This is a genomic window from Adhaeribacter rhizoryzae (assembly GCF_008629685.1).
In the GTDB taxonomy this organism is placed as follows: domain Bacteria; phylum Bacteroidota; class Bacteroidia; order Cytophagales; family Hymenobacteraceae; genus Adhaeribacter; species Adhaeribacter rhizoryzae.
Map to the genome: position 1 here is coordinate 138,004 of NZ_VWSF01000014.1, position 22,575 is coordinate 160,578.

At 45.5% G+C, this 22,575-nt stretch carries 17 protein-coding genes and 1 tRNA gene; 9 read left to right on the forward strand and 9 right to left on the reverse strand.

Annotated elements, in window-relative coordinates; genetic code table 11:
* Positions 1 to 14: 14 nt before the first annotated feature.
* From F0145_RS17305 to F0145_RS17315, 3 genes are read right to left on the reverse strand one after another with little or no spacing between them, the layout of a single operon-like run.
* Complete coding sequence (locus tag F0145_RS17305; RefSeq protein WP_150090212.1) at positions 15 to 1,157, reverse strand: efflux RND transporter periplasmic adaptor subunit; 1,143 nt, start codon at positions 1,155 to 1,157, stop codon at positions 15 to 17.
* Between the two features lie 33 nt (positions 1,158 to 1,190).
* The gene (locus F0145_RS17310; protein ID WP_150090214.1) at positions 1,191 to 2,687 is read right to left on the reverse strand and encodes a TolC family protein; all 1,497 of its coding nucleotides are present in this window, start codon (positions 2,685 to 2,687) and stop codon (positions 1,191 to 1,193) included.
* Positions 2,688 to 2,698: 11 nt separating this feature from the next.
* Complete coding sequence (locus tag F0145_RS17315; protein ID WP_150090216.1) at positions 2,699 to 3,313, reverse strand: TetR/AcrR family transcriptional regulator; 615 nt, start codon at positions 3,311 to 3,313, stop codon at positions 2,699 to 2,701.
* A 688-nt stretch (positions 3,314 to 4,001) separates the two neighbouring features.
* Between F0145_RS17315 and F0145_RS17320 the strand changes: the two genes are divergently transcribed.
* From F0145_RS17320 to F0145_RS17335, 4 genes are all read left to right on the forward strand, one after another.
* Positions 4,002 to 6,602 (forward strand): thiol protease/hemagglutinin PrtT, encoded by a 2,601-nt coding sequence (locus F0145_RS17320; protein ID WP_150090218.1) that lies wholly within the window; start codon positions 4,002 to 4,004, stop codon positions 6,600 to 6,602.
* 2 nt (positions 6,603 to 6,604) lie between these two features.
* A complete protein-coding gene (locus tag F0145_RS17325; protein WP_150090220.1) occupies positions 6,605 to 7,129 on the forward strand; it encodes a hypothetical protein in 525 nt (174 codons plus the stop codon).
* 582 nt (positions 7,130 to 7,711) lie between these two features.
* Entirely contained in the window at positions 7,712 to 8,272 is a 561-nt protein-coding gene (locus tag F0145_RS17330; RefSeq protein ID WP_150090222.1) for a glycine zipper domain-containing protein, read from the forward strand.
* A gap of 126 nt (positions 8,273 to 8,398) precedes the next feature.
* Complete coding sequence (locus F0145_RS17335) at positions 8,399 to 8,857, forward strand: YybH family protein (protein WP_150090224.1); 459 nt, start codon at positions 8,399 to 8,401, stop codon at positions 8,855 to 8,857.
* A 269-nt stretch (positions 8,858 to 9,126) separates the two neighbouring features.
* Here the strand turns inward: F0145_RS17335 and F0145_RS17340 are convergent, their stop codons facing one another.
* From F0145_RS17340 to F0145_RS17365, 6 genes are all read right to left on the reverse strand, one after another.
* On the reverse strand, positions 9,127 to 12,318 hold the full coding sequence (locus tag F0145_RS17340; protein ID WP_150090226.1) for an efflux RND transporter permease subunit: 3,192 nt from the start codon (positions 12,316 to 12,318) through the stop codon (positions 9,127 to 9,129).
* A gap of 181 nt (positions 12,319 to 12,499) precedes the next feature.
* A complete protein-coding gene (locus F0145_RS17345; protein WP_150090228.1) occupies positions 12,500 to 13,639 on the reverse strand; it encodes an efflux RND transporter periplasmic adaptor subunit in 1,140 nt (379 codons plus the stop codon).
* A 29-nt stretch (positions 13,640 to 13,668) separates the two neighbouring features.
* A complete protein-coding gene (locus F0145_RS17350) occupies positions 13,669 to 15,012 on the reverse strand; it encodes a TolC family protein (protein ID WP_150090230.1) in 1,344 nt (447 codons plus the stop codon).
* Positions 15,013 to 15,075: 63 nt separating this feature from the next.
* Positions 15,076 to 15,666 (reverse strand): TetR/AcrR family transcriptional regulator, encoded by a 591-nt coding sequence (locus F0145_RS17355; RefSeq protein ID WP_150090232.1) that lies wholly within the window; start codon positions 15,664 to 15,666, stop codon positions 15,076 to 15,078.
* 318 nt (positions 15,667 to 15,984) lie between these two features.
* On the reverse strand, positions 15,985 to 16,539 hold the full coding sequence (locus tag F0145_RS17360; RefSeq protein WP_150090235.1) for a DinB family protein: 555 nt from the start codon (positions 16,537 to 16,539) through the stop codon (positions 15,985 to 15,987).
* 99 nt (positions 16,540 to 16,638) lie between these two features.
* Positions 16,639 to 17,232: a dioxygenase family protein gene (locus tag F0145_RS17365; protein WP_150090237.1), complete on the reverse strand. Its 594-nt coding sequence runs from the start codon at positions 17,230 to 17,232 to the stop codon at positions 16,639 to 16,641.
* A 206-nt stretch (positions 17,233 to 17,438) separates the two neighbouring features.
* Between F0145_RS17365 and pheS the strand changes: the two genes are divergently transcribed.
* The 5 genes from pheS to F0145_RS17390 form a co-directional block, all read left to right on the forward strand.
* A complete protein-coding gene (pheS, locus tag F0145_RS17370; RefSeq protein ID WP_150090239.1) occupies positions 17,439 to 18,455 on the forward strand; it encodes a phenylalanine--tRNA ligase subunit alpha in 1,017 nt (338 codons plus the stop codon).
* Positions 18,456 to 18,622: 167 nt separating this feature from the next.
* Positions 18,623 to 19,474: a 3-hydroxyacyl-CoA dehydrogenase family protein gene (locus tag F0145_RS17375; RefSeq protein WP_150090241.1), complete on the forward strand. Its 852-nt coding sequence runs from the start codon at positions 18,623 to 18,625 to the stop codon at positions 19,472 to 19,474.
* Positions 19,461 to 19,880 (forward strand): Rieske (2Fe-2S) protein, encoded by a 420-nt coding sequence (locus F0145_RS17380; RefSeq protein ID WP_223816126.1) that lies wholly within the window; start codon positions 19,461 to 19,463, stop codon positions 19,878 to 19,880. The genes F0145_RS17375 and F0145_RS17380 overlap by 14 nt, the downstream gene beginning before the upstream one ends.
* Before the next feature lie 118 nt (positions 19,881 to 19,998).
* Positions 19,999 to 20,072 (forward strand) — tRNA-Asn (locus tag F0145_RS17385).
* A gap of 712 nt (positions 20,073 to 20,784) precedes the next feature.
* Positions 20,785 to 22,575, forward strand: a 1,791-nt coding sequence (locus F0145_RS17390) for a serine hydrolase (protein WP_150090243.1), incomplete at its 3' end; no start/stop codon positions are given.

Genomic DNA, 22,575 nt, shown 5'->3' on the forward strand with positions numbered 1-22,575 from the left:
AAGCGTATAAAATATTACTTATTCAAAGCTACCGCCTGGCCTTCGTTCAGATTTTGCTGGCCGGCCGTAACAACCTGATCATTGGGATTAAGCCCGCTGGTTATTTCGGTATTGCCTGCGTAAGTTTGCCCCAGGGTAACTTTGCGTCTTTTTACGACCGTACCATTGCCTTCTTTTTCCACCACGTACACATAGCTATCGCTCTCATCGCGTTGGATAATATTAACCGGTACCACTAACGCATTCGGGTTGTTGTATTCTTTCACCTTTACTATTGCCACCATATTGGGCCTGATAGGCGCATCTAACTTTCCTTTAATTCTGATTTCAATGGGGAAAGACCGGTTAGATGTATTAATAACCTGGGTAACGGCTGTTACATTAGCCGGAAACTCCTGGCCAATATCCGGCAACGAAACCAGGGCATCTACACCTTTGCGTAACTTGCCGGCATGCGCTTCCGGAATATCGGCTACTACTTTCAGGCCGGTGGTATTTACAATGCGGGCCACCGGCACCGGCGATCCCGGACCAACGGCTTCGCCTATTTTGGGGTTAAACTCATCTACCACGCCGCTAATAGGAGCTTTAATTAAATATTGTGCTTGTTGCTCGCGCATTGTAGCCAGCCGGCGTTCCAGGGCCTCTTTGTTATTTTTAGCCTGTAAATATTGAATTTCGGTACCTATTTTCTGGTCCCAGAGGTTCTTTTGCTTTTCGTAAACGGTTCGGGCTAAATCCAGGCTGGTGCGTAATTCAGCCACGCCTTGTTCCAGAATACCGGCATCTATGGTAGCCAACACCTGGCCTTTGCTTACCTGGTCGCCGCGTTTGGCCCGCACACTGGTTAGCACGCCTGGTACCTTGGCACTTACCACCACATTCTGGTCAAAATCTACCCGGCCTTGCACTTCTAAAAAATTACTGAAAGCTTGGGGGGTAACGGTTAAGGTGGCAACCGGCACAGCTGCAGCGGCAGGGGTACTTAATTTACCTTCGGTCCGGAGTTGTTCTTCCAGGCTGGCAATCTGGCCTTGTATTTCGGTTTGTTGCTTTTTCAGTTCGGCCAATTGCTCTTCTTTGCTAGCTGCTTCTTTGTTGCAGGCCGAAAGCACAATTGCGAAACTTAAAACGAATACTCCAATTTTATTTTTCATAAGTTTATAGCACATGTTTAGGGGAATATTTTTTTATTTTGTTAAAGTGCCGTTGGCTTTCTGTAAGTCTACCTTGGCAATAACAGCGTCGTAAACGGCGCCGTAATAATTGGTTTGGGCTTGGCGCAGTTCGGTTTCGGCGGTAACTACTTCCAGGTTAGAGCCTACGCCTTCCTGAAACTTAATATTCGCCACGCGGGCAACTTCCTGGGCCAGGTCTAAACTTTGTTTCTGCGATGCCAGCACTTGTAAGGCATTTTGCAGACTGGTGTTGGATTGCCGCAGTTGCAGGTCGATGGATTGTTTTAATATTTTAAAGCCATTGTTAGCGGTTTCCACGGCAATACGGGCTTGCTGCACTTCGTATTTTTTGCGCAGCCCATCAAATATGGGCACCTGCAAGCTTAAACCTATAGAGCCAAAAGAAAACCAGTTCGGGAAATTAGATCCAGAATAACCTACGCCCATATCTTTGGTGCGCAGTTCCATCATATCCGAAAAAGTGCGGCTGCTGCCGTTAATGCCGTACCTACCGGTCAGGAATAATTTGGGATAATAGCCGGCTACTTTGTTTTTCACGTCCAGCAAAGCCAAATCGCGCTGGGTTTCCAAAATAGCGTATTCTATGCGCTGGCCGTAATCGAAAGTAGTGGCGGCCACTTGTTTAGATTCTACCACCACGTTATCCAGCTTATCGGTCAGTTCAATATTTTGGTTTTGGTCCAGGCTCATCTGGAATTTGAGTAAATCAATGCTCAAGGCCAGCAAGCGGTCGGCTTTGTCTTTCTCTACTTTCAGGTTGTTATAACTTACCTTTAAGCGGTCCACGTCTATTTTTTCGGCAAAGCCCTGCTTGTTTATTTCGGTGGTTTCGCGCAATATCCGCTCCAGCCTAACCAGGTTCTGGTCCAGTAAACCAATGCGTTCGCGGGTAACCAGCACGCCGTAATAAGCTTTGGTTACATTCTCGATTACATCGCGCTCGGTTTGCTCAACCTGCTTCCGGGCCAGATCAGTATAAACCTTAGCGGCTTTTAATCCAATCAGGTACGATCCATCGAACAATAACTGGTTGCCCGAAATGGCGGCGGCGCCGGCGTACTGCAAACCAAAAGCGAAAGCCGAATAAATGGGTTGCACCGGTTCGGTAGAGGGCACAAACTCCGGCACCAGCACCACGTTCTGGCCATTATTTAACTGACCTAAATTCTGCGGGGTAATGGTAACTTGCTGCTGGCCGCCACCGCCAAAAGCCGAAACATCTACCAGGCTTTTCTGTAGTTTAAAATTATCGGTAATATCTACGCCACCGTTAATCTGGGGCAGCCCCATCGAACGAATTTGACCTATCCGGGCTTTGGCAGCCTGGGTTTGCAGCTCGGCGTTTTTCATGGCCGGCTGGTTTTCTAAAGCATATTGGATGGCCTGTTGCAGGCTAAAAGGTTGCGTTCCGGTTGTGGCCTGGGCCGATACCTGGTGCGTAGCAACAACGCCGAACAACCAGGCCAGGATTAGTAGTTTTATTTTCATAGTTATAAAATTTATTCTTCCTCGTTTACTTTTTTGTATGCATTAATAAGTTTATGCCCTTTAAGGGTAGCAATGCCTAACATAAAATGCTCCAGGCATTCCAGTTGCACCTCGCCAATATTGAACTGGTCGGGCGGAAAAATATCGGGGTTAAAAACAAGCTCAATTTGGGCCAGGCGCAATCGGCTCATCATTTCCACATCTAAATCAGCCCGAAAAAGGCCTTCTTTCATGCCGCGCCGGATATTAGCTTTAACTGTAGCCAGAATAAAATTTGTTTTATGCTCGTTAAACAGGTTCCAGGCGCCCGGATGATATTTTTGCAGGTCGTAAAATACGGAGGGATGTAACTGCGAAAACAATCTTTTGTTCAGGGCCATAATCCGTAATAATTCCTCTACTGCATTAGCCGATGCATTCGTTGTTTCTGCACAGCCACATTCGTTGGCCTGGAGATGCAACTCAATTACCGCCTTTACCAATTCGTCTTTATTTTCAAACCATTTGTAAAGTGTTTTCTTCGACATTGCCAATTGCAGGGCAATATCATCCATCGAAACACTTTTAATTCCCCGGCGGCAAAATAGCCGGAACGACTCAGTCAAAATTTTGTCTTTTACTTCCACTGTTTAGCTTAAACAATACAAAACTATAGAAACTTTTATTGTTTCCAAAGTTTCCTGTAGAATAATTTTAATAATCATTTTAACATTTCTAACACCTAAATATTGCTACTAATTCGGCATTTAAAAGACCGAACAAAGGTGTTAGGGGTAGCCGTTAATCCAAAAAGTTAATCGGTGAATAGGTATTCTTTTCGGCTGAATGACGGAAAACAGGACTTAAAAGGTTTTTGAGGCAGGTGAAACTCAGCTGGTATTAGGTTAAGAAACCTCTGAACACCAGGAATTAAACCAGGTTAAGAGAAGCATTATTTTACTTGAGCTTGCGTATTAAAGGTAGGTAGCACTATCCTAGTGGCGTAATATTTAAAATTAATTTCAAGCTAACACTTCTAATAAGCGGCTCATATTCTGAATATTATAAATAATTAACTAATATTTCGGAACAGCTATTTTCAGATAATTCAAGCAGCGAGGCTACTAAAGTCAACCCGGCTTTTCGGGCATTCAGCCTATGCCTTAAGCCATTCAGCAAACTAAAATTTTAACGCGCTTAAGCGTAGCCCATCTTTGTATTGGAGGCAGGCAAAAAATGAAATATTCAGGTCTTGTTCATACCAAACTAAATATTTCTTTTTCCTAAACCTGTTTGCCTAACCCCATTAATACGCCCTGATAAACTAACACAACTATGAAAAAAATTTACTTAATGCTGCTGGCCTGCCTAATTTTCTGGCAAAGCAGCCTGGCCAAAGAGGTACCTGAGGCAGATGCCCAGAGAGTAGCCAGCAACTTTTTAACTAAAGTTATGCCCCTGCGGGCCAATGGCCGCAGCACCTTAACCTTAACTTTGGTGCACCGCGAGCTAGCAAAAGCCGCTGCTACCAACGCTCCTAAAAAGCCCCAGCCCTTTTATTATGTGTTTTCGGCTAAAGAAACCGGCGGAACGGTGTTTGTGGCGGCCGACGACCGCGTAACGCCAATACTGGGTTATACTTTAAAAGGCGGGTACGATCCGGCTAAAATGCCGCCGAGCTTAATAAAATGGCTCGAAAACTATAAAAACGAAATCCGGTTTGCCGAAAAACAGGCTACTGCTAACCCTACCGCCCAAAGCGCCTGGCAAGATTTAAAAACCGGCGACAAAACCAGCTCCAGTTCCGACTTAACCACCGCCGAAGAAGTAGATCCTTTGCTTACGACTACCTGGAACCAATCGCCGTATTACAACGAATTGTGCCCTTACGATAATGCGGCCAGACAAAAAGCCGTAACCGGCTGCGTAGCTACTGCCATGGCCCAGATTATGCGCTACTGGAAATATCCGGCCAAAGGCAGCGGTTTTCACTCGTACAACCACGAAAAATACGGCACTTTATCGGCTAACTTTAGCAATACCACTTACGACTGGAACAACATGCCCAATCGGCTAACCGGCCCTAATGCTGCTGTGGCTACCTTAATGCAAAATATTGGGGTAAGTGTTGATATGAACTACGATGTAGCAGCCAACGGCGGTAGCGGTGCTTACGTTATTTCGTCGGCGAGCCCGGTGCAACATTGTTCTGAATATGCTTTAAAAACTTACTTTGGCTACACCGAAGTGAAAGGTGTAGAACGGAATGATTACACCCTTAGCGCCTGGATCGAACTCCTGAAAAAAGAATTAAGTGAAGGCCGGCCCATTTTGTACGCTGGTTTCGGCAGCGGCGGCGGCCACGCGTTTGTCTGCGACGGCTACGACCAGAATAATATGTTTCACATGAACTGGGGCTGGGATGGTGCGTACGATGGCTTTTTTGCCATCTCGGCGCTAAACCCGAGTGGGGTTGGTACCGGCGGCGGCACCGGCGGTTTTAACAGCAACCAGCAAGCCGTTATTAATATTAAAGCCCCTACTAACACCCCTCAGGAGCAAACCAGCAAACTGGAACTTTACGAAAATGTAACCATTAATGCCAGTACCGTTAATTTTGGGGGCGCCTTTACGGTGCATACCGATATTATTAACCGGGGCACCGGCACGTTCCAGGGCGATTACGCAGCAGCGATTTTTGATGAGGCTGGTACCTTTATTGAATTTGTGCAAACTTTTACCGGCAACGAATTACAAGCTAACTACCACTACACCGAAGGCATTGATTTTAAAACCGACGGCATGGCTTCTTTGCTGCCCGGCAACTACAATATTTACATTTATGCCCGCACAACCGGCGGCCAATGGGAACAAGTTAAAGGCGGCACCTTTACCGCTGGCGTTACTTTAAAAGTAGTTAATAACAACACCATCGATTTATTTGCCGCTTTCTCTACCCCAAAACCAAACGAAATATACCAGGGCAAAAAAATTGTAATTACTTCGGCCATTAAAAACAACGGCACGGCTGCTTACAGCGGCTTACTAGACGTAAGTTTATATAACCTGGATGGCGAACATGCCTTTACCATCGAGCAGAAACAGGTAAACCAATTGTGTAAATCTTGCAACACCAGCGCCATTACTTTTACTAACGAAAACTTAAATATTGAGCCGGGCACCTATTTATTGGCCATGCAGCACCACACCGATGCCGATGGCTGGCAACTAACCGGCTCGGCCAAATTCGCGAACCCCGTAAAAGTGGTGGTACAGGTAGCGCCCATCAGCGGCGATCAGTACGAAGATAACAACACCGTTGCCAAAGCTTATACCCTGCCGCTGAACTTTAACGGTACCACCGCCCGGGTAACTACTAACGGCACCAATATTCACGTAGGCACCGATTACGATTATTTTAAACTGAATTTACCGGCCGGTAAGAAATACGAAATCTCGGTGCGGGTACACGACTCTTATGCGGCTACCGATAACAATACTTATACCAACGATGTACTTTTTTCTTTGTCGGAAGATGGCCAGGAATGGACCGAGGCTTTTGATGATGAAATGGAAGAACCCCTAGAAGTAGAAGGCGGCAAAACCCTGTACGCCAATGTAGCGCCGTATTTCCAGGGCGAAACCGGTACTTACTTGTTAGATATAACGGTTAAAGAAATGATAACCACCGGCATTGAAGACGACCTGGAAGATTTAGCAGTACAAGCGTATCCGAACCCTACTACCGGCATTCTGCACCTGCAGCAGAAAAAGGATTTCCAGCAATATTCCCTGGTGTCGCTTACCGGACAAGTACTCCTGGAAGTACCGAAAAACACTTCCCGGTTAGATATTTCGCACTTGCCCACCGGCATCTATATGCTTCGGATACAAACAGAAGAAGGCTACCAGGTACAAAAAATTCTAAAAAAATAATTATGTATAAATATTTAACTTGCTTGTGCCTGCTGGCCTTTATGGCCGGTAGCTGCCGTAACACCAAACCACCCATGACGCAAAACCAGGAAAGTACTCAGCTTGATTTTACAGCCGGTCCGCCTACGATTGTGTATAAAACCAAGCGCGACTACTCCGATAAAGTAGCGGTAATATTTAATGCCGAAAAAACCGCTATCGTGGCTTACCCGCACCCGCAAGATATTGCTAAAAAGGGAAATAGGGTAAAACCCACCGTACTAGCGCAAGGCTATTTATTAGATAACCAGGGCTTGAACGAAAACGCGGCATTTACCCAATACACCTTTGAAGAATACGCCGCCTTAGCCAAAGCCCCAACCCTAGCCGAACTAAAAGCCAGCATTATTGATAAAGAGCCTTTTACCGAATTATGCCATTGCGGTAACCGCAACCAGTTTACTTCCCTGGAGCAAGACCTGAACCAACTAATAACCCGCAGACTGGTACCTTGCCAATCCTTTACCGCCCACTCTAAACAGAGATAAAATATTATTTATCAAACATAATTAGAAAGGCAGCTCTTGGGCTGCTTTTTTAGCTTTCGCCTGTAGGATATTCTTCTGGGGAAGATTAACCCTTCCGCCCTCCGGGCACCTTCCCTAAATTAGAGAAGAAGTTGCGGCTAATGCATAGGATAGGCCTAAGTTTTGCATTAGCCGGGCTCCCCGCCTTGGCTAAGGAGGGGCAGGGGTGGTTTGATTATTTGGTGACCAAACGAGCCCCGTCGGCCGTAAGGCAACTTAGGTATTCAAAACCAGTTAAAACCTCCGCCTTGAAAGATGGAAGCTTTTAAAAGATAAACAGATAAAATTATTTATGGAATAATAATTAGAAGAAGAAATTTACCTGGCTAGAAGAATTTACTAAACGCTATATTTTAAGTTAACGTAAAAAGCTGGAATTTCTGGTTGCTTATATTTTGAACACACTTACAGGTTAAATAAAATATTCACTTAAGTTAAATCAAGAAATATTATATAAATATTTATTAATATTTCTTTTTGGCATAGTGTTTGGAAATATCAACGCAGATTAAGAGTAAGTTTATCAACTTTAAAGACTTTGTTATGAAAAAGGTTAGTTTAATATTCAGCCTGATTTTATTAGTAGCAATAATGATTACTTCGGTTCAGGTGCAAGCCCAGGAAAAAAGAGGCTGGAGCCCCCAGGCCAAAGGAACGGTAATTGGTGCGGGTACCGGGGCTGCTGCCGGTGCTATTATTCATAAGCGTAACCGGGTAGCCGGTGGCGTAGTAGGTGGTGTAGTAGGCGGCGCCGCTGGTTATGCCATTGGTAAGCACAAAGACAATAAAAATAAAGAAGCCGCCCGTGTGGCTGCTGCTAACCGGGCCGCTGCCGAACGGGCTACCGCCGCTAACCGGGCCGCCGCTAAACGCGAAACGGTAGCCGCCAAGAAATCCAGCGCACCCGCTAAACAAGCTATTGCGGCTAATCAGCCTGCTGCCACACCGGTTGCTAACGGATTTGCTGCTGCTTCTACCGGCATGTACGCCGCTAATGGCGTAGATTTAGGCCGCATTTTGGCTGCCGGTTACTTACCTAACGAACACTACGGCGATTCTTCTAAACCGTATCATACTTCGGAATATCGCCGGAAAAGCTGGTAAAAAGTTTTACACCATTATAATATTAAAACCCAGGCGATATCGCCTGGGTTTTTTAATAACCCTAATCCCTATAAATAAGTAAAAGCATCTATATTTAAATTTTACTATAATTAAATATCTTGTTCTATGAAACCAATCCTATATAGTTTACTCATTGCTTTTCTGTTTACTGCTTGTGCTAAATCCGGTGAAACAGTAAACGTACAGGCACTCAATCAGCAATTTATTAGCGCCTGGAACAATAAAGATGCTGATAAAATAACCTCTTTACTGGCCGAAGATGTTCATTTTTTGCAAGGCGAGGTCCATTTTAACGGCAAATCAGAAGTAGCTGATAAGTGGGTCCGGGCTACCGTTGGCACTATCGCAGATTTAAAAACTAATGTGGTTAGTTCGGCTACCGATAGCGAGATTGCTTATGAAGGCGGCACTTTTTCGGTGGATGTTTTGCCTGAAGAACCCGACCAGCCGCATGGCTACGGCGAAGGTAATTTTTTGCTGCTCTGGAAAAAAGATAAAGAAGGCAACTGGAAACTGAGCTACGCCCAACTGGAAGATTTACCCGTTGAAGCCCGCAACAAATAAAATGGTTGTTTAACTAATTGGCTGGCTATCGTTAAAAACAGGTATTGCGCTTAAAAGTACATTATTGGTCATCCTGAGCTTGTCGAAGGATCTATAACAGCATCATAAAATAATTAATAGCTATTTCGACAAGCTCAACAGGACTATTACAATTTAAGTGCATAAATCACTGGTACTACAATCCTTTTCATATCGCAGTATAAAAAGCAAAACAAAAGCCCCGCTCATAACAAGCGGGGCTTTTTTGGCTAAAAAAGAAAACAGGAAAATTAATGGGCAAAACCTTCGCCGTCGTGGTCGTAATCTACTTTGGGGTATAACTCCTGCAGCTCTGCCAGTTTCTTTTTACCGTAGGCAAAGCGGGTAATTACCAGGAATAATACCGGCACCACAAATAAGGCCAGGAAAGTAGCCGACAGCATCCCGCCTACTACCGTCCAGCCAATAGTTTGGCGGGCCACGGCCCCAGCCCCCGAAGCAAAAGCCAGCGGCAACACACCCAGGATAAAGGCCAGCGAAGTCATAATAATTGGGCGCAGACGGAGTTTTACGGCTTCAATGGTAGCGGTTAATACTTCCACACCGTGGTCTACGCGCTCTTTCGCAAATTCCACAATCAGAATCGCGTTCTTTGCCGCCAGACCAATCAGGGTAATTAAACCAATCTGCGCGTACACGTTGTTCGAAAGCTTAGGCAAAAATATTAAGGCCACAATCGCCCCAAAAGCACCCAGCGGCACCGCCAGCAACACCGAAAATGGTACCGACCAGCTCTCGTAAAGGGCCGCCAGTAATAAAAATACCAGCGTAATAGATAAAGCAAATATATAAATGGTGCTGTTGCCCGACGATAATTCTTCGCGACTTAAGCCGGAGAATTCGTAACCGTAACCTGCCGGTAACACTTGCGCGGCTACTTCTTCCAGGGCCTGAATAGCCTGTCCGGAACTGTAACCCGGCGCTGCGTTCCCATTTATTTCCGTGGACCGGAATAAATTATAGTGTGAAACTACCGGTGCATTTTCGGTTATTTTATGCGACACCAAGGCACTTAAAGGTACCTGCTGGCCTTGCCGGTTAAGTACATAATATTGCTGCAAATCCTGAATATTATCGCGGAAAGCCGTATCGGCCTGGGCTACAACTCTAAAGTTACGGCCGTACATGGTAAAGTCGTTTATGTACTGGCTTCCCATATACGTACTCATCGTCGAGAAAACATCGGTTAAAGAAACACCTAATTTTTTCACTTTCTCCCGATCTACTTCCAGTTGGTAACCAGGCGTACGGGCTGTAAAGAAAGAGAAGGCGCCCGATATTTCGGGGCGTTTCCGCACTTCGGCCAAAAAGGTATTTACCACACCTTCAAAGGCTTTTATATCGTCGGTGCTTTCGCGTTGTTGCAGCATAAAGCTAAAACCACCGGTAGCACCTAAACCCGGAATAGCCGGTGGCGGCACCACCACAATATTCGCATCTTTAATTTTAGCAAACCGCTGTTGCAACGTTGGGATAATACCTGCCAGTTGCTGGGCCTCCTCCTTCCGTTCTTTCCAGGGCTTTAGCTGCACAAAGATGGTACCGCTGTTAGACTTGATAGAGAAGTTCAGAATATTAAGCCCCGCAATAGCCGAATAATTATTAATGCCCGGCGTAGTACGTAATTCTTCCGAAATTTGCTTTAATACAGCAACCGTACGCGTACTGGAAGCCGCTTGCGGTAATTCAAACGTTACAAACAAACGGCCTTCGTCTTCGGTCGGGATAAAGCCGGTAGGCTTCATCTGGAATAAACCAACGGTACCCACATACAAACATACCAGTAAAATAAGTACCAGCGGCGCCGCTTTAATGCTCCGGCGTACCCCGTTGGAGTAAGAATGACTCACGCGGGCAAACCATTGGTTAAACTTATAAAAGAACTTGTTCAGGCCGCGCGAGTTTTCGTCCAGTTTCATCGGCTTCAGCATTAAAGAGCACAAAGCCGGCGTTAGCGTAAGGGCCACAAAGGCCGAAATTAATACCGATATGGCAATGGTAATGGCAAACTGCTGATACAGCCGCCCCACAATACCCGGAATAAAACCAACTGGAATAAATACCGCTGCCAAGATTAAAGCAATGGCAATAACCGGCCCGGTAATATCTTTCATGGCCCGGCGGGTAGCTTCCTTCGCCGAAAGTCCTTCGTGATCAATATAATGCTGCACGGCTTCTACCACCACAATGGCATCATCTACCACAATACCAATAGCCAGTACAAACCCAAATAAAGTAAGCGTGTTAATGGTAAAATCGAGCGGGATAAAGAAAATAAAGGTACCCACAATAGAAACCGGAATGGCCAGAATAGGAATAAGCGTGGCCCGCCAGTTTTGCAGGAACAAGAACACCACCAGAATTACCAGAATCAAGGCTTCCGCCAAAGTTTTAACCACCTCATCTATCGAAACCTGCACCACCGATACCGATTCGAAAGACACTTTATAATCCATATCGTTCGGGAAAGACTTTTTCAGGTTATCCAATGCGGCATAAACGCCGTCGGCGGTAGCAATGGCATTACTGCCCGGCGACTGGTACACCAGCAAAAAGGTAGCGGGTTTGCCGTTTACAAAGGCCTGCCGGGTATAATTAAAGCTGCCTAATTCAATTCGGGCTACATCGCGCAAGTAAACCAGCGAACCATCCTCGGGGCGGGTACGCACCACAATATTTTCGAACTGTTCTTGTCCGGTTAATTTGCCGTTTACCGTAAGCGGATATTCAAAGGCTTGGGTAGAGAACTGGGGCGCGCCACCTACCGAACCGGCGGCTACCTGTACGTTCTGTTCCCGCAAAGCGGCAGCTACCTCGGTGGGTGCTACGCCCATTTGGGCCAGCTTATCGGGCCGTAACCAAACGCGCATACTAAATTCTTCACCTACAGTATTAATATCGCCTACGCCGGGTACCCGTAAAATCGCATCGCGGATGTAAATATTGGTGTAGTTATCTAAAAATTTAATATCGTGGGTACCATTAGGCGAGTAAAAAGTTACTACCATCATAATGGTTGGGTTCCGCTTCCGCACGGTTAAACCCAAGCGCCGTACTTCTTCCGGCAAACGCGGTTCGGCAATACTTACCCGGTTCTGCACATCCAGGGTAGCAATATCAATATCGGTGCCTACTTCAAAGTTCACGTTCATCGACATTTGCCCCGTACTGGTGCTGTTCGACGACATATAAGTCATGCCGGGCGTACCGTTTACCTGGGTTTCTACCGGCGTTGCTACCGTTTGCTCTACCGTCTGGGCATCGGCACCGGTATAGTTACCGTTAATAGATACTACGGGTGGGGTAATATTGGGGTATTGGCTAACCGGCAAACTTAAAATAGCCAGTGTACCCACCAACAATATTACCAGCGAGATAACAATGGCGGTAACCGGCCTTCTTATAAATACTTCTGATATCATATAGGGTTAAATGTTAAAAGTTGCAGGTTACAAGCTGATTTATTTTATTCTACCAGAACCTTTCAAACTTTTTATTTAATATTTTAAAGCAATGCTGTTCCGAACAGGTCCGGCTGGTTCAACAAATATTAAAGCTGAACCTTCCTAAAAAACTAATAACTAAGGACTAATTACTAAATAGCTATCTACCAGCAGATGGGCCGGCTGGCGGTTGCGGCGCATCTAAAGTAACTTTGGCGCCCGGCCGCAGTTTTTGGGTACCTTCTACCACAATTTTATCACCGTCTTTCAGGCCTTCGCGCACTACAATTTTATCGGCTACGCGGGTACCCAGGCTTACCTTATTCTGAAGTACCGAATCGCCGCTAATTACATAAGCATAAAACTCACCCATTTGCTCGGTAACTGCTTTATGCGGAATAACCAGTTGGCGGCCAATATCTTCGTTGCGCACCTGTAACACGGTAACCATGCCAGGAATTAATTGCCGGTTAGGGTTGGGAAAACTTACCCGCACGGTAATAGTACCGGTTTGTGGGTTGATGGCCCGGTCGATTGCCTGTATTTTACCAGCATGTGGGTACTTGGTACCATCCGAAAATTGAATGGTGAAAGTAGAGTCGGCGGCCGTTTTCTGTTGTAACCGCGCAAAACGCGGCACTTCTCTTTCGTTTATCACTATATCTACCGCAATCGGGTTATCGGCCGAAATGGTATTGATAAGCGTTTGACCCGGCGATACCTGGCTACCCACCTTAACCTGGGCAATACCAATGCGGCCGCTCATGGGCGCTGTAATAATTGAATATCGTAAATTAGTAGAGGCACCGGAAACGCCGGCCTGCGCGGCAGCTACCTGGGCTTGGGCAGTATTTAATTCGGCCCGGGCGTAATCTACCCGTTGCCGGGCCACGGCATCTTGCTTGGCCAGGTTTTCGAAACGTTCTGCGTCCTGACGGGCTCTTTCGAGGTTAGCCTGCGTGCTGCGTAAATTAGCTTGCGCCTGGTTGTAAGTGGCCTGGTATTGCGTACGGTCTATTTCGTATAATTTTTGTCCTTTGGTAACCAGCTGGCCATCCTGCACATAACTATTCGTAATATAGCCACTTACCTGCGGGCGCAATTCTACTTCGTTCAGCGGTACTACGGTGCCGGGGTAAGTATCGATACCTACTACCTGCTCCTGCGAAACCGTGTAGGCATTAACCGGAACCGGCGCATTCATGGGGTTCTGAGCCGGCGTATTGTTTGATTTACCGCAGGAGGTTACCAGCAAAGAGCCTGAAACCAGCGCAGTCAGCATTAATAAATTGCTTTTCATATAATAATAAATATACCTTCTGTTTTGGATTAATCTATTCTAACGGTTCCTTGGGCGCGCTGTACATCCAGCTTGCTGGCCAGCACTCGGTAAAGCGCATTAAAATAATTTAGCTGCGTTACCCGCAAATCGGTTTCGGCGGTTATTAAATCCAGGTAAGTTTTAATGCCTTCGTTGTACTGGAGTTTAATAAGGCGGTACACATCTTCGGCCAGGGCTACGTTATTTTTGGTGGTTTGCCATTCGTTCAGGTCGCTTTTGTAATTGGCCAAAGCCTGGTCGTACTCGGAGGTAATGCGGTTGCGGAGATCCAAAATATCCAGGTCTAAACGCTGGTCGAGCAATTGCGCCCGGCGCAGGTTCTGAATCCGGCGGGTACCCTGAAAAATAGGTAAAGCCACACTTAAACCTACCAGCGAGTTAGGATAAGATTGGTTAAACAACTCGTTGAACTGATTATTTTGGTAAACCAAATTATAATTGGCAAAAGCCGAAACCGAAGGCAAAAAGCCCCAGCGGAAATAATTAATGTTTAAGTTTTGTAATTGTTTTTGGGTTTGCAGTTGCTGGTACTCGATGCGGTTGGCAAAAGTAATATTCTGGGTAGTATCTATCGAAACATTGCCTTCCATCTGGGTTGGGTTAAAAGCTAGTTTCAAGCTATTTTCCGGCGCAAACCCCATTAATTCTTTTAAATAAGTATGTTTAAATTTTACCGATTCCAGGGCACGTTTGCGGTCGCTGAGAATATTGCCCAAGGTAATGCTGGCGCGCTGGTAATCGGTTTTATCTACCAGGCCTTGCTCGTACTGGGCTTTGGCATCGTGCAATTGCTTTTCCTGGCGCGTAATGGCTTCGTTTAAAATGCGTAGTTGTTCCTGGGTAAGCAGCACATCGTAAAAAGCCTTGCTTACCGTTACAACCGTATTTATTTTAGTGTTAACCGTGTTCTGATCGTCTTGTAACCGTACAAAACGCGCAGCACGGGTAGCTTGCAGCACATCGTTGCTGTATAAAGTTTGGTTGGCCTGCAGCAATACGTTAGATGTATTTGCTACCCCAATGGTACGGGGCGTAGGTACGCCGGCATCGTTCGGGAACAACGTAATCGGCATTTTTAAATAATGCTGCAGGTTATATTGGGCACTCAGCTGCGGCAGCCAGCCCGCTAAACCGGCCCTGATTTCGCGCTCCCCTATTCTTTCGTCGAGTTGGGCCTGTTGTACTACCGGCCGGTTCTCTAACGCAAAAGCCAGGCATTGTTCCAGCGTCAGGCCGCCGGCCACACTATGTGTTCTCACCTGGGCGGCAATAACCAGCGGACTTAGTAATAACCCCGCTACCAGGCACCAAAGTAATCTTACTCGTTTCATATAAAACTTAAATATTATTTATCTTTTTGGCAGGCTACCTTCTTGCAAATTTCTTCCGGGTGGTTAAACCTTGCTGGCGTTGGGTATATTGCGCATGCCATCCCAAATTAATTCTACAATCTGCTGCAATTCTGCCTGCCCCATATTAATGCGCCGGCAAAGGTGTATTTTAGCGGTGTTCACAATAGTTCCGTGAATAAGGGCGCTTAAAATCAGGCTATTAACCGATTTTAATACACCAGTTTCTACGCCGGTTTTAATTAAATCGCGGAAAGTGTTCTGGAACCGTTCGTTATCCTGCAACGGATCGCGGTTGCTGTAGGGCGAATTCACGAACTGCTCCATAAAAAAGAGCGCGTTCGGGTTTTTAATGTAAAAGAGGCAATGGCTAATCCAGAAATTAAAAAACCGGTCTTTGTAGTTCATGGCTTCATTATCTAGCTGCAGCATGGCATCTAACATTTTGTCGCGGATGTAGCTGTATAATTCCAGAATCAGGGTTTCCTTGCTATCGAAATGATGATAAATAGTACCGGCTGCCACCCCGGCGTTTTTGGCAATCTGGCTCATGGGCGTACCATGAAACCCTTTTTCTTTTACCAATACCAAGGTACTTTCAAATATAGCCCGCTTCTTATCTGTAATATTTTCCAATCCTAACCCTTCAGCTTCCCAAATGAACGTTCATTCGGTCGGCAAAGGTAAAGTACTTTTTTTAATTTAAAAGTGTTTTTATTTATAAATTTTAACAGTTAAAGCTAAAGAGTTGCAAATATTACAACCTTACCAGCTACATTTCTTCTGATTACACTGGTAATAAGTACCGGAAGCAGCTTGTAAATATTGGTTGCGGTTTATGCAGGTAAATACGAATTAAGTAAGCTGGCACTTTTTGCGGCCTAATCTATCTTCGCTAAAAAAGCAAAAGCCCCATAAGAACTAACTTATGGGGCTTATGTTTCGGGTAAATGCTTAAAATAATTTTTCGTTGGGTGGCTTAATGCCTTTCAAACGAATATAAACGGTAGTCTGGCCGCGGTGATGCGTTTGGTGCTCAAAAGCTTTCTGATAAGCCAAATCCCGGGAAAGGTCGTGGTTAAATAATTTAATATTTTCGCTTAGTTGGGCCTCGGAAGTGCCGTTGAGGGTGCTAATTACAAAATCGTAGCTTTCCAGCACTACTTTAGAAAGGGCCGCTTTGGTTTTATAATCGGGCAGTTTTTCCAGGTTCTTGCCTTGGTACGGATTGGCCTTACCCGAAACGGTAGCAGCAAACATAAAATTGGCATTGGCTAAATGCAGCATTTGTTCGGCAAAACTGCGCATCTCCGGGGTAGGTTTAAAACTAATGCCTTCTTCCGACATGGCATCTAAATATTCTTTGGTGTATTCTTTGGCCCGCTGCCATTCGGCTGTCATCTGGCTTTTAGATAACGGACCTGGGCCCGCCGCCACAGCCGCAGTACTGCTTATAAACAGGCAGAGCAGCAAACAAATAAGATTAAGGAGTGATAACGTTTTTTTCATAGAGATTTTGTTTAGTAAATAGAATAATTTTTGTTTTTAAGTTAACAAACCTAAATTTAAAATAAGCACTGGGCTACAGCATTTAACCAAAATAATCAGCTATGCTTTCAACACGAAAGTATAACCTGCTTGCAGTTGGTTTGCGGCTTGTTTTACATCCATTACCAGCACTGGTTTAAATATGCCATCGCGCTTGTTGCTCGGCTCATCCGGAAAATATAATTGCGTGGTTAATATTTGTTTGCCGGGCGCCTGCACCTTTACGTGCAAATGCCGGGTACGGCCCGGATACAAACCCGGTACAATGGTTTCGAGCCGGAAATTACCTTGCTTATCGGTAAAGTGGTGGCCGCGTAAAGTAAAGCCCGCGTTGTCGTAGTTACCGGCATCATCGCAGTGCCACCAGTCCAGCAAAGCGTGACTTACCGGCTTGCAGTTGGTATTCAACACTTGCCCGGTTAAAACCAGCACCGTGCCTTTCAGCCCCTTTTCCCGCAAATTATTTCTTTCGGGCGAGTTAGGCGTAAAATAAGGACCTTCGGTTTGCGGCGGCGTGGGTTCGTCGTGGTCGTCGCAGGCCGGCGTGGGTTCCAATATTTTTTTGGGCTTTCGGAAAGAAACACCCGACGACAATAAGCCCATTAAAGGCAAACCAGCTAGAAAAGCAAAAAAACGACGGCGGGTAAGTTTCATAGCCAAATATTTAAGCGCGCTTTGAATAAGAAATAAATGCGGATGCCTGCTAAACCGAAAAGTATGGTGGTAAACCTGAATTTCAAGTTAATTTAAATATTATATCGCGGCAATCCAATAGGCTGGGTATTAAAGGTAAGGGCATTATTTTATTCTGACAGGTTGGGTTAGTGGCAGAAAACAGATAAGTGCCTATATTTGCAATTATGTTCGAAAAAGTAAATAAAGTAACCCAGGAAGTTGAAGCTTTTGTTATTCAAAACAAAGAAGCTTTAGAGCAATTTCGGATTTCGTATACCGGCCGCAAAGGCCAGATTGCTGACTTGTTCGACGATATTAAAAATATTGCGCCGGAACAACGGAAAGCTTATGGGCAGGAGGTTAATAAACTGAAAGAACTGGCGCAAACTAAATTTAACCAGATGCAGGAGCAACTGGAAGCCAGCAGCAACGGTCAGCAAAAACTAAATATTGATTTTACTTTGCCGCCCGTGCCCGATACGTTGGGTACCCGCCACCCCTTAACGGTGGTGCGCGAAGAAATAATTCGCATTTTCGAGCGCATTGGTTTTAACTTATCTGAGGGCCCCGAGATTGAAGACGACTGGCATAATTTTACGGCTCTGAACTTTCCGGAGAACCACCCGGCCCGCGACATGCAGGACACATTTTTCGTGGAAGGCAATATGCTGTTGCGGACGCATACATCCAGTGTGCAGGTGCGGGTTATGGAAAACCAAAAGCCGCCTATCCGCACGCTATCGCCAGGCCGCGTTTTCCGGAACGAAGCTATTTCGGCGCGGGCGCACTGCGTGTTTCATCAGGTAGAAGGCTTATTTATTGACGAGAACGTAAGCTTTGCCGACCTGAAACAAACGCTTTATTACTTTGTGCAGGAAATGTTCGGTCCCGAAACCAAAATCCGGTTCCGGCCTTCGTTTTTCCCGTTTACCGAGCCCAGCGCCGAGATTGATATTTCGTGTTTGATTTGCAAAGGGGCCGGCTGTAATATTTGCAAGCACAGCGGCTGGGTAGAAATTGGCGGTTCGGGCATGGTAGATCCGGAGGTGCTCCGTAACTGCGGCATCGACCCCGAAAAATATTCCGGCTTTGCTTTTGGTATGGGCATCGAGCGTATTACCATGCTGAAATATCAAATAAAAGATTTGCGCCTTTTCACCGAAAACGATGTCCGGTTCCTGCGCCAGTTCGAATCGCTTTAGTCGTTTTAGTCGTTAGTCGTTGTTCGTTTTTAGGAGAAGGATGTTCTTAGCTTTGGTTAAACCCTAAAAGATTTATTATTGAAAAGGTAATATTCTATTGCGGCAATTTATAGAACCAAGTGCTTCAAAAAACGAATAACGATTAACGAACAACGACTAACGAAATCATGCCAGAGATAAAAACAATTGGCGTAGTGGGTGCCGGCACCATGGGGCACGGCATTGCGCAGGTGTGCGCCCAGGCCGGTTTCCGTACGCTTCTGTTCGATATAAATGCCGCTGCTTTAAGCCAAGCTCAAACCGATATTACCCAAAACCTGGAAACAAGCCGGCAAAAAGGCAAATTAACCGAAGCCCAGGTTAAGAATACGCTAGCCAACCTTACCTTTACGCAAGATACCCTGGACTTACTAGTGGATCTGGTAATTGAAGCGGTAGTAGAAAAACTGGAAGTGAAGCAAGGTATTTTTAAGGAATTAACCGCCATTAATCCACCCTCCTGCATTTTAGCTACTAATACTTCTTCTTTCTCGATTACCCGCTTAGCGGCTGGGTTAGAAAACCCGGAACGGTTTATTGGTATGCATTTTTTTAACCCGGCTCCGCTAATGCCTTTGGTAGAAGTAGTAGCAGGAGCGGCTACCGCGGCCGAAACCATGCAAACAGTAACAGATTTAGTATGGCAGTTAAATAAAATCCCGGTGCCGTTGCAAGATTCGCCAGGATTTATCGTTAACCGGGTAGCTCGTCATTATTACCTGGAATCGTTGAAATTACTGGAAGAACAAGTAGCCGACCACCAGACCATTGATAAATTGCTGGAAGCTACGGGTTTTAAAATGGGGCCTTTCCGGCTGATGGATTTGATTGGCAACGATGTAAACCTGGCCGTTACGGCTTCGCTGTTTAAAGCGTTTAACTACGAAGCCCGGTTTCGGCCCAACCGGATACAGGAACAAAAAGTGGATGCCGGCCACCTCGGACGCAAAACTGGCAAAGGATTCTATGACTATTCGTAATTATTTAATTGCTGGTTCTTTTTTACTGCTTGCGGGTTGCGACGATAATAATGCTGCACCGCTTATTCCCAACGTAATCGTAAACGATCAGCTAAACCTTACTAATATTCAATACAACCGGCTGCGCCAGGATAACGGCTACGTGTACCTGAATGCGGGCGTACGGGGTATTATTGTTATTCGCGAAAATGCCAACCGCTACCGGGCCATTGAACGCAACTGTTCTTATAAACCCGAAGACGCATGTGGCATTGTGGAGGTAGATGCCTCTAATTTATTTCTGAAAGATCCCTGCTGCGGCTCCCAGTTTGACCTAACCGGGCAGGTAACCGGCGGACCGGCCACTTACCCATTGCGGCAATATGGCACCACCCTGCAAGGTAATTTCCTGTATATCACCAACTAATATTTTAATGCATTAACTAACGTAAAAAAAGAATAAATTTTTCTGAAAAAGGCTTGCATCGTACCCGAAAGTGCCGTAATATTGCATCCGAATTCAGCGCTAAAGCAGAATCGCAAACTCCTCCTTAGCTCAGTTGGTTAGAGCACATGACTGTTAATCATGGGGTCCTTGGTTCAAGCCCAAGAGGGGGAGCTTCAAAAAAGCCACTTACAGGGTAAAACTTGTTAGTGGCTTTTTTCATTACATACAATCTACATACTTCTTTTTCTTCGCAGCCTGCTACTCTCCTTTGTTTAACGCTACTATTCATTTAATAATTTATTGCCTGCTATTGGTTAAACCGGTAAATATTAGCCATATCACCCATTATTCAAATATTCATCATCAGGCTCAACCAGAATCTAAAGGGCTACAAGCTACAATTGCATCGCTTACCTATATTCTAAGTTATAGCTAGCTTAAAGCTGTATTAAAAAAATTATTGGGTTTCTTAAAAAACTATTCTATTACAAGAAACTTCTTAAAAGTAGCACCCGTATAAATAAATTAATAAAATATATAAAAATACTTGTTTATTTAGTTTGATTATAAACAAAGCTATTCCTATATTTGAAAGCTAACCTCTTATAAATTATCACTTTAAGTAAATATTCACCCTTAAGATAAAGTAAGCGCAGAAAAGCGTAATTCAGTTTTAATTTAATTAGCTTAAATCAGAACTGAATTACGCTTTTCTGCGCCAGAATAGGGAATTTACCTAATAATAACACCTTAGTATTTAAATAATTACCGGTATTCCGGAGAAATTGTACAATCAGGCTCTAGCTGGTTTTACAATTTCTGTTTGCAGCATTTTCTTAAAGTCGATTTTAATAATTTATTCTTAACTATAAGTCTGCGTTGTATGAAAAACTACTTTTACTTACGTATCAGGCCTGTTAGCCTGCTCTTTATTTTCTTTATTACTTTTCCGCTCCTCTCCTGGGGGCAAGGTTTCGGGCCTAAAACAGAAGCCCGGTTGCAAGCTGCTATTGATGCTATCCAAAACGACCCAGCCAAACCTTTTGTGGGTGGCATGTCGGTGGCCATTAAAGTAGTTGGCGGCCCTGAGTGGCAGGGCGCTACCGGTTATGCCGCCCGCAACACAGATCTGCAAAATAATTTACTGCCCGGCGGTACGCCATTTACTCCCAGTACTTTGTCGCAAATGTATAGCGTAACCAAAACTTTTACGGCACCGCTGGTGCTGGAACTGGCGCAGGAAGGTTATTTTGGGTTAGATGAACCATTTATTAAATATATTCCGGTACCGTTAAGCCAAATTAATCCCAACCTTGATCCTACCGTAACCATTCGGCAATTGTTGGCCCACGAAAGTGGCTACTCCGATTTTGTTACCGAGCTGCAGGTTTTATTACAGGTAGCCGCGCAACCGGGTAGGGTTTGGACACCCGAAGAAGCAGTTGCACTGTTAAACCAAATATTTCCGCCCGGCACTAAACGGCAATATTCCAATACCAATTATTTAATTTTGGGTGCGCTTATCGAAATTGTAACCGGCAAACCATTAGAGCAACATTACCGTGAGCGTTTCTTTACGCCTCTTGGCCTGGAATCGATGTACCTGGGTGTAAGAGAGCAAATCGGAAATCGGGGTGTGCTGGCTGCGCCGCACGATAATATAAGCCAGTTTAACCCAATATTTATGCAACTGGGTTTACCTACCTTCCCCAATGCCTACACCAATATTTCCCGTTTCCCGATGCAAGCCATTATCTCGCTGGCTTTTGCGGGTGGCGGTTTGGTTTCGAATGCAGCAGACCTGGCCGAGTGGGGTTCTGCCCTTTTTGGCGGCCGCGCCACCAGTCAGGCTACTTTAGATATGATGCTGAACTCTTTTTATCCTACTCCTGATGTTAACGGCAATTATTTAGGCTACGGCGTTAAACTTATCCCATTAATTGATAATGCCGATCCTTTTCTGGGACACAACGGCGATGCCCCCGGCTACCGATCTATATTAGTGCACGAACCAACCCAGAAAGTAACCATAGCGGTGCTGTCTAACTTTGCCGGCGCCGATACTTATGTTATTGCCCGGGCAGTTTACCAGGCATTAGCTCCCCAAATTTTATCTTTTGCACCCGCTACAGGTGCACCAGGCACAACTGTTACCATCCAGGGCGAAGGACTGGCCACTACTACCAACGTTTCATTTAATGGTGTAGCCGCCAACTTTAATATTATCAGCGAAGACGAAATTGAAGCTGTTGTTCCCGCAACTGCCACCACCGGCCTGATAACCGTAGTAACTGCCGGTGGTACCGCAGCGAGTAGTTCGCCGTTTACCATACTCAATGTTAATCCTAATCCTAATTGCAGCTTAACGTTAATCACGAAAGTAACGCAAGCAGAACCCTGGTACGGCATGTGGGGTGCTTTCAACGGGGCTGGCATGATTGACTTAAGCGTAAGCGGCGGTACGGCGCCTTACACCTACCGCTGGAACGCCGGCGCTGCTACCCAGGATTTAGGCTTAGCTTCCCCGGGCACTTACTCCGTGCTGGTGACCGATGCCACCGGCTGCACTGGCTGGACCACCGTGCAAGTAGGCCGCAAGAACGACTTTTTACGCGTACTTTCTTCCCACCAGGATGTATCGGCTGCCGGAGCGAGCGATGGTTCCATTGACTTA

Coding starts and splice junctions, on each gene's coding strand:
- F0145_RS17305 (WP_150090212.1), bottom strand. CDS start 1,157: ATGAAAAATAAAATTGGAGTATTCGTTTTAAGTTTCGCAATTGTGCTT.
- F0145_RS17310 (WP_150090214.1), bottom strand. CDS start 2,687: ATGAAAATAAAACTACTAATCCTGGCCTGGTTGTTCGGCGTTGTTGCT.
- F0145_RS17320 (WP_150090218.1), top strand. CDS start 4,002: ATGAAAAAAATTTACTTAATGCTGCTGGCCTGCCTAATTTTCTGGCAA.
- F0145_RS17325 (WP_150090220.1), top strand. CDS start 6,605: ATGTATAAATATTTAACTTGCTTGTGCCTGCTGGCCTTTATGGCCGGT.
- F0145_RS17330 (WP_150090222.1), top strand. CDS start 7,712: ATGAAAAAGGTTAGTTTAATATTCAGCCTGATTTTATTAGTAGCAATA.
- F0145_RS17335 (WP_150090224.1), top strand. CDS start 8,399: ATGAAACCAATCCTATATAGTTTACTCATTGCTTTTCTGTTTACTGCT.
- F0145_RS17340 (WP_150090226.1), bottom strand. CDS start 12,318: ATGATATCAGAAGTATTTATAAGAAGGCCGGTTACCGCCATTGTTATC.
- F0145_RS17345 (WP_150090228.1), bottom strand. CDS start 13,639: ATGAAAAGCAATTTATTAATGCTGACTGCGCTGGTTTCAGGCTCTTTG.
- F0145_RS17350 (WP_150090230.1), bottom strand. CDS start 15,012: ATGAAACGAGTAAGATTACTTTGGTGCCTGGTAGCGGGGTTATTACTA.
- F0145_RS17360 (WP_150090235.1), bottom strand. CDS start 16,539: ATGAAAAAAACGTTATCACTCCTTAATCTTATTTGTTTGCTGCTCTGC.
- F0145_RS17365 (WP_150090237.1), bottom strand. CDS start 17,232: ATGAAACTTACCCGCCGTCGTTTTTTTGCTTTTCTAGCTGGTTTGCCT.
- pheS (WP_150090239.1), top strand. CDS start 17,439: ATGTTCGAAAAAGTAAATAAAGTAACCCAGGAAGTTGAAGCTTTTGTT.
- F0145_RS17375 (WP_150090241.1), top strand. CDS start 18,623: ATGCCAGAGATAAAAACAATTGGCGTAGTGGGTGCCGGCACCATGGGG.
- F0145_RS17380 (WP_223816126.1), top strand. CDS start 19,461: ATGACTATTCGTAATTATTTAATTGCTGGTTCTTTTTTACTGCTTGCG.